At 61.3% G+C, this 7,113-nt stretch carries 9 protein-coding genes; all 9 read left to right on the forward strand.

What is annotated here, in order from left to right; all coding sequences use genetic code 11:
* Positions 1-89: 89 nt before the first annotated feature.
* Positions 90-386 carry a hypothetical protein gene (locus AC6LKD_RS24250; protein ID WP_279993786.1) on the forward strand — a complete coding sequence of 99 codons (297 nt, stop codon included), beginning with the start codon at positions 90-92 and terminating at the stop codon, positions 384-386.
* Positions 387-434: 48 nt separating this feature from the next.
* On the forward strand, positions 435-1,769 hold the full coding sequence (locus AC6LKD_RS24255; protein WP_279993788.1) for a DUF3560 domain-containing protein: 1,335 nt from the start codon (positions 435-437) through the stop codon (positions 1,767-1,769).
* A 55-nt stretch (positions 1,770-1,824) separates the two neighbouring features.
* Positions 1,825-2,430, forward strand: a complete 606-nt coding sequence (locus tag AC6LKD_RS24260; protein ID WP_279993790.1) for a methyltransferase — start codon at positions 1,825-1,827, stop codon at positions 2,428-2,430.
* A gap of 206 nt (positions 2,431-2,636) precedes the next feature.
* Positions 2,637-3,053, forward strand: a complete 417-nt coding sequence (locus AC6LKD_RS24265) for a hypothetical protein (protein WP_279993792.1) — start codon at positions 2,637-2,639, stop codon at positions 3,051-3,053.
* Between the two features lie 649 nt (positions 3,054-3,702).
* Positions 3,703-4,140: a thioredoxin domain-containing protein gene (locus AC6LKD_RS24270; protein ID WP_279993794.1), complete on the forward strand. Its 438-nt coding sequence runs from the start codon at positions 3,703-3,705 to the stop codon at positions 4,138-4,140.
* A gap of 82 nt (positions 4,141-4,222) precedes the next feature.
* The gene (locus tag AC6LKD_RS24275) at positions 4,223-4,372 is read left to right on the forward strand and encodes a hypothetical protein (protein ID WP_165609243.1); all 150 of its coding nucleotides are present in this window, start codon (positions 4,223-4,225) and stop codon (positions 4,370-4,372) included.
* Positions 4,373-4,403: 31 nt separating this feature from the next.
* On the forward strand, positions 4,404-6,389 hold the full coding sequence (locus AC6LKD_RS24280; RefSeq protein ID WP_279993796.1) for a ParB/RepB/Spo0J family partition protein: 1,986 nt from the start codon (positions 4,404-4,406) through the stop codon (positions 6,387-6,389).
* 95 nt (positions 6,390-6,484) lie between these two features.
* Entirely contained in the window at positions 6,485-6,763 is a 279-nt protein-coding gene (locus tag AC6LKD_RS24285) for a type II toxin-antitoxin system RelE/ParE family toxin (RefSeq protein WP_279993798.1), read from the forward strand.
* Between the two features lie 14 nt (positions 6,764-6,777).
* A complete protein-coding gene (locus AC6LKD_RS24290; RefSeq protein WP_279993859.1) occupies positions 6,778-7,068 on the forward strand; it encodes a HigA family addiction module antitoxin in 291 nt (96 codons plus the stop codon).
* Positions 7,069-7,113 lie beyond the last annotated feature (45 nt).

The following is a 7,113-nucleotide window of genomic DNA, read 5'->3' on the forward strand; positions in this document are numbered from 1 at the left end:
GTCCAGCGATTCCAGCCGTTCACGACCGGGCTAACGATCTACAGGCCCGGCCGGCCCAATGAAAAGCCACTACAGAAAGGAAGCATGGCATGGATACAACCCCGATCACCTCAGCGCTCACGGTCATTGATGAGTCGGCGATTCTGCCGCGAATTGAGGATCTGGAGCTGGCGCAGGCGGACGGCGAATTGACGGATGCGCAGCGCCATGAATTGACGGAGTTGCGCGGCCTGGTCGAGCAACTGCACGACTTCAGCAGCGATGACTATTTCTCTCCGAATCTCTATCGCTCTGACGTCCGCGTCCCGCCTGGCCCGGCCGTTGATTACCGGTGGGTGAAGTTCGACGGCCGCCAGTACCTCGCCATCGCCACCGAAGAAGCATAAACCCCCGCAATCCCCCCTAGCAAATCACCACGTAGAAAGAGAGCCGCGATGCAAACCATGACCGCTACCTACTCGCCGGAAGACAACAAGCTGCGCCTGCACACCATGCACCGCCTCGACCAGGCGACCTACGCCACCGTTTCCGCTGCTGGCTTTCGCTTCGCGCCGAAGCAAGATTTTTTCGTAGCACCGGCCTGGACGCCCGAACGGGAAGACGTGCTGCTGGCGCTGTGTGGCGAAATTGAGGATGAGCAAAGCACAGTCGCAGGCCGGGCGGCAACCCGTAGCGACCGCTTCGAAGGCTATAGCGATCGTCGGCTGGTTGAGGCAGAAGCTGCACATGCGCAGGTTGACTCCATTACCGCGCATATTCCCTTTGGGCAGCCGATTCTGGTCGGTCATCACAGCGAGAGGCGCGCACGCAAGGATGCCGAGCGAATCGAAAATGGCATGCGCAAAGCGATCAAGCTTGCTGAAACGTCGCGCTACTGGGACAACCGCGCCCGCGGCGCTGCGCGCTACGCTGCGATCAAGGCGGATCCGGGCGTGCGCGAACGCCGGATCAAAGGGCTTGAGGCTGAGGCGCGCAAGTTCACCACAGATAGCAAGGCAGATGAGGCACTCCTGGAACTGTGGAAATCTGAGCTGACTATGGATCGAGCGCTTGCGCTGGCCAACTATTCGCGCATCTATCGCAGCTTCCCGCTGGCCGAGTATCCCCGCGCTTTGCCCGCCAGCCAATACGAAGGGCAAATGGGCCTCTGGAGCGCGCTGTCCGAAGGAGTTGTTTCTATCGAACAGGCCGCGCTTCTGGCTCAGGAAACCTTGCAGGAACGGTTGGCGCGGGCTCGTCGGTGGCTGCATCACACCGAGGGTCGCCTCGCTTACGAGCGCGCCCAGCTCGAAGAGCAGGGCGGCGCCACGGCGGCGCGATTCGAGTTTGTGCGCGGTGGTCAGGTCCTGGCGCGTGACGAGTGGTTGACCATATTGCGCATCAACAAGGGCGCCGGCGGCGCGATTGTTTCCCTGACGACCTCCGCGCCGCGATTCATGGGCACGGCGGCGCAATTCCGGGTTCCGGTGGAAAGGGTGAAGGACTACCGCCCGCCCGTGCACGGCGGCGCTACCAATGCCGCAAGCCTGCCCCCCATCGTCAACTACCCTGCGCCCGGTTTCCGGGAAATCACCGCCGCTCAGTGGAGCGCAATCAACCGGGATTACAAGGGCGTGCGCACTGAGCCGGCCGCGGCCGACCATGGCGCATATCGCTATCGCCGCGCCATGTTCTTTGAATCGGGCGGCTCCGTTCTTGCGCATGTCTATATCACTGACAAGAAGCGCGTAGACATCCCGGCCGCGATGAAGGAGCCGCTCGCCGCCTAACAGACGCCGCCGCCGTCGCAGACCCCGCGCCGGCGGCGCTACCGAGGAATAGACGATGTACACAACGACAAGCGGCCGCACGGAACGGGAAGCCCGCCGCGCTCGCATACTTGGGCTGTCGCACAATTTGCAAGCTGGCGTGCACCCGATCGCCGCAAATCAACTTTTTGTCAGCGGCGCCGCGTTGGCGGACCAGGTTGTCACGCTAGCGGACATTCGACCCGGCGCCCGCGTCTTTGATTCGAGCGCCGGGACTGGGGATCTTCTGGCGGCCGCCGCCAGGATCCGGCCCGGTGTACAGCTGCTGGCAGTCGAAATTGACGCCCGCCTTGCGGCGGGCCTGCGTGCACGAATGCCCGAGGCTTCTGTGACGGTCGCTGATTTCCTCGACGTTGACCCCGCTGCGCTCGGCCTGGTCGACCGCATAGTGATGAACCCGCCGTTTCGAAATGGGGCGGACATCAAGCACATCGAGCACGCCCGCCGCTTTTTGGCACCGGGCGGCCGCTTGGTGGCCATTTGCGCGAACGGGCCTCGCCAGCAGGAGAGTCTTCGCCCAGGGGTCTTGGCTGCCGGCGGCTCCTGGGAACCGCTGCCATCTGATGCATTCAAGCATGCGGGAACGGCGGTCCGAGCTGTCATGCTGAGTTTCAGCGTATGACGTTGGAAGCAATAAAAAAGTCGTATCCGAATTATCTGAACTCCTTCCGGAACATTCAGCCTTCTGCATGCGGCCGCAGCGTGGTCCTAGATACACCGTATGGCCAAACGGACTAATTCACCAAAAAAATGCGGGTTTTTCCGGCGTTTGCTTCACCGGCCCGCTGTAGACAATGGAAACTCGTTAACTGATTCAGGAGGATCAGAATGAGCATCATCTCCCAGGCCGTAGGGAAAATCTCAGGCGTGATGGCCGATCGCCATATGGAAAAATGGTGCGAGCAGCATCGGATGAATCTGAATAATGGCAAGCGCCTTGTCATCGGCGGCCTTCTCGTCAGCGAGTTTGGCTATCTTCTGCGGTATTACAGCAATGGCGCCTTGTCGAGCTTCGAGAACTTTCAAGCGATCGCAGACGCCGCCGATGGTTTAGTGGCGCAGTTTGAAGCTGATTTCGCAAATCCGCGCGAATATCAGAATCTCAACATCGGGCTGTCAACCGCGCAGGCCAATCTGAAGAATCTCATGATGATTGTCCGGACGATCGCGGAATACGTGAATGAGTGCAATGCACAGGGTTGCGAAGCCCGGCTTGCGCAGGGTGCGAAGTTCAACGGAAATTAGTTGAGTCGCGTTTTTTGAGTGAATCCAAGGCCGCCGGAATGGCGGTTTTTCTTTGTCCGGAATGTTTCGCATGGACAGCTGCAATATGGCGTGTCCCTGCGCCTAGCGGCTCCGGGCCGGCCTCTCGTGCTTCGCATCGAGCCTGGCCAAACACCGGCCAGTCTCGCCCCTTCGGGCTTCCATGCTTCCCTCCCTTCGGTCGGCTCACGCCTCCGCGCCTGTCGGCGCTGCGCACGTCGCGGTGCGACGTTTGCCCGGGCCTTCGGCCAGTTTGAGCCCTACGGGCTAGGGGCGCTCGCCGCGCGGCCGGCCCGGGATCGCTATCGAGCAGGCGCAATGCCTGTCCTGGCAGTTCGTCGCCCTAAATCCGCCGACTGTATCACTGCGTTCCTCGTTCCAAGGGGTTCGCTGCGCCGGATGCGCGCCCGTTCGGTGCTCGGCCTCTGGCCTGCGCTCCGCATGCGGCCTGTGCTCCGCCCCTTTCCAGTCGTCACTCCGTGATCCAGATCGGCAAGGGCGACGAACTACCAGGACGGGCGGCATACACCGCGCAGCCGCCGAACTGCGAAACCCGATCCGAAAACCTACGCAGGGGCTCGGAATCTTCAGTCCAGGTCAGCACAACAGACATTTTTTCGGGAGATCCACGATGTGTTCCAAGCAAGCCAACATAGCGGTCAAGTCGCAGCATCGGCTCATCAGCCTCTACACGCTGTCGAATTGCGCTGAATCGGAGCAGACGCGACAGGCGCTGGTCAAGCATGGCATTTCCTTTTCGGAGCGCAGCGCAGCCGATCAATCCCCGCCAGCCTCGCCTGTTGTCGCCACCATCGTCAAAGGCCAAATCGTTGCTTGGACGGGACACCGGCCCGACATGATCGAATTGCTTGCCGACCTTCTCGACCTGGGGCCGGTCCCGGAAGGCGGGCTGGCCTACCTGGAGCAAGCCGAAGAGGCGGTGTTGACCCGATTCCAGGTCCTGGTCGAGATCGAAAACCATCAATTGAACCACCAGGACTTTTTCGACGACTGCGGCGATCACCCGCTGTATCGGGGTTCCACGCTGCTGAATTGGCTGGGCTACTGAACCCTACTTGAAATGAAAAGGCCCCGTCCGGCGGCAACCGGCGAGGCCTGCATCCCAACCCCCCCTAGCAAGGAGAACTGCGATGAACCACGACTTTATCAGATTGGCGAACGACATGCGACGCGCCCATGCCCTGGGCCTGCCCTTTCGCATCCCGGCAATGACCATGCGCGACCTCGCTGCACTCTTCGCCATTGTGCAAGACGTCCCGACGACCTCGCAATTGCACTGATCCCGATAAATCGACCCCCGGAGTACACCCCATGAAATTCGATTCCAAAGAACTTGCCGCCGTCCACGCTGCCAGCATCCGTACAGAGATCCCGTATGCGCATTTGCGCCTCAGCGAAACCTATCAGGCTCGTCGCCCGCAGGATGCGAAGCAGGACCCGGAAATCCTGGAACTGAAGGCGACGATTATGGCGATGGGCGGCGTGCTGCATAACCTCGTGGTTGTCGCGTGCGCAGATGGCACCTATGAGGTCTGCGCCGGCGGTCGTCGCTGGACGTGCATAGGCTTGCTGATCGAGGACGGGGCCTTTCCCGCTGACTATGTTGTGCCGTGCCTCATCATCCCGGCCGAGTTCGCGCACCATGCCAGCCTCATCGAGAACATCGGCCGCAAGGCCATGCACCCGGCGGACACGTTTGAGAGCTATGCCCGCCTGCGTAGCGAGAATTGGACTATCGAAGCAATTGCGGCGGCGCACGGCGCTACGGAATCCGCTGTCAAGAAGCTGCTGGCGCTGGGCAATGTGTCGCCCGCGCTGATGCAGCTGTTTCGGGATGGCAAGATCGATCTGTCGGAAATGCAGGCCCTGGCCTCGGTGTCCGACCATGCCCGCCAGGAGGCTGCATGGAAGGCGGTGAAGCACCAGGGTTGGAACCGGGATGACGCGATCCGCAATCTGCTTTCGGAAACCGAAATGCGGGGCGATTCGCCTGCGGCGCGATATGTCACTGTCGCCGCCTACGAGAAGGCGGGCGGCGAGGTCCGCCGCGACCTCTTCGAGAACGACGCCTATCTGGCCGAGCCGGAGAAAGTACGCACGATGGCAGAGGCAAAGATGCGGCGGTCCAAGCTTGCGAAGGCCGTGGCAGGGGAGGGCTGGCTGTGGGTCGAGTACCGCGTTTCCTTTGAGCATGCAGACAAGAAGCCCTTTGGCGAGATCCAGCGCGTGCGACAGGAACCGAGCAAAGAGCAAGCCAAGCGCATCGATGGCCTGAGAAAGAAAATCGAAGCGGCCCAGGCCAAGCTTGCCGAACTGAGTTCCATTGAGGGTTACGACGAGGCCGATCTGAGCAAGGTGCGCGGCTTGATACGCGGTTACGAAGGCGAGGTTCGCTCCATCGAGGGCGAGCTTCTCGACTATCCGGCGAACTTGAAGGCGTTGTCCGGTGTGGTCCTGCACCTGAACTATCAAGGCAATCTGACGGCCACACGTGGCCTGATCCGCCAGGATGAGCGCGATGCGGTGTCGCAAATTCTGCGGACCAAGGCGGGCGGTGCAGGGACGGCGCAGGCCGTGGATTTGCCCCCGGTCAAGACGCGCCCGGTACATTCGGAAGCCCTGACAAACCGCCTGCAAGCACAACGCGTGATCGCGCTGCAGGCTGAGGTCATGATCCGCCCCAATCTGGCCCTGTGCCTGCTGGTGGAACAGATGCTGGGTGATATTGACTGGAACCGCCGCAGCGCCAGCGGCGATACGTTCGATTTCTCGGCACGGTCGGCACATCACGAATTGACGAACACGGATCCGGATATCAAGGACAGCGCCGCTTGGGCGACCGTGCAAGAGCAAATCGCACTGGTGACGAAGGACATACCCGAGGACGACGGCGCAGTCCTGCCGTGGCTTCTAGCGCAGTCGCAGGCCGATGTAATCTCCATGCTTGCAGTGTTGACCAGTGCGACGATTTATCGTCATCGCAGCCATGCACACGGCACGGAAACCGGACACCTTGACCGGCTGTCGGAAATTGTCGGCCTGGACATGAGCAAATGGTGGCAACCCACGGCCCAATCCTACCTGGCGCACGTCTCCAAAGAGCGAATGGCTTCTGTTGTCGCGCAAGAGGTCGGCAATGAACAGGCGCAGCAGCTGTTGGCGATGAAGAAGGCCCAGGCGGCGGCTGCTGCTGAAGAACTGCTGGCCGGGAAGGGCTGGGTTCCTGAACTGATGCGCACTCAACCTCTTCTGACCGAAATGGCAGTGGAGCACCCCATGGGCGAGATGGAGGCGTAAGAATCATGTCCGCCCGAGGGAAACCTCGGGCGGACGGCACCAGTTGCCCCTGAGATAGCTATTGCATCGTGTATCGTTACGGGATACAATAACGAATGATCATCGGATTCCGCCACAAAGGTCTTGAGACCTTCTATCGCACAGGTTCAACGCGGGGCATCCAGGTCGCGCACGCCAGCAAGCTGAGACGGATTCTTGCCGTCTTGGACGTGGCGAAAGGACCGCAGGATATGAACATGCCCGGCTACAAGCTGCACCCGCTGAAAGGGGATCTTGCGGACCATTGGTCGGTCTGGGTCAACGGCAATTGGCGCGTGACCTTTCGATTTACCGAGGCCGGTGCCGAACTGGTCGATTACCAGGACTACCACTAGGAGCCAACATCATGATGCACAACCCTCCGCATCCGGGCGAAATTCTCCGGGAGGATGTTATCGCTGCCCTGGGCCTATCCGTGACCGACGCCGCTGAACGGCTGGCTATGTCCCGAGTGGCACTGTCCCGCGTGCTCAACGGCAAGGCCGGAATCAGTCCGGACCTTGCGGTCCGCCTGGAGCAGGCCGGGGCCAGCACCGCCCAGGCGTGGGTGGCCATGCAGGCTAACTACGACTTGTGGCAGGCATTGCAGCATGATCAGCCCCCTGTCCGGCCGCTGGCCGCTGTGGCTGACGCGCACTAACCCCCCACAACACCCGCCAATGCAAAAGGCCGCCCTAGGGCGGCC

This window comes from Achromobacter sp. D7-1 (assembly GCF_059760445.1).

Coding starts and splice junctions, on each gene's coding strand:
- AC6LKD_RS24290 (WP_279993859.1), top strand. CDS start 6,778: ATGCACAACCCTCCGCATCCGGGCGAAATTCTCCGGGAGGATGTTATC.
- AC6LKD_RS24250 (WP_279993786.1), top strand. CDS start 90: ATGGATACAACCCCGATCACCTCAGCGCTCACGGTCATTGATGAGTCG.
- AC6LKD_RS24285 (WP_279993798.1), top strand. CDS start 6,485: ATGATCATCGGATTCCGCCACAAAGGTCTTGAGACCTTCTATCGCACA.
- AC6LKD_RS24280 (WP_279993796.1), top strand. CDS start 4,404: ATGAAATTCGATTCCAAAGAACTTGCCGCCGTCCACGCTGCCAGCATC.
- AC6LKD_RS24265 (WP_279993792.1), top strand. CDS start 2,637: ATGAGCATCATCTCCCAGGCCGTAGGGAAAATCTCAGGCGTGATGGCC.
- AC6LKD_RS24255 (WP_279993788.1), top strand. CDS start 435: ATGCAAACCATGACCGCTACCTACTCGCCGGAAGACAACAAGCTGCGC.
- AC6LKD_RS24270 (WP_279993794.1), top strand. CDS start 3,703: ATGTGTTCCAAGCAAGCCAACATAGCGGTCAAGTCGCAGCATCGGCTC.
- AC6LKD_RS24260 (WP_279993790.1), top strand. CDS start 1,825: ATGTACACAACGACAAGCGGCCGCACGGAACGGGAAGCCCGCCGCGCT.
- AC6LKD_RS24275 (WP_165609243.1), top strand. CDS start 4,223: ATGAACCACGACTTTATCAGATTGGCGAACGACATGCGACGCGCCCAT.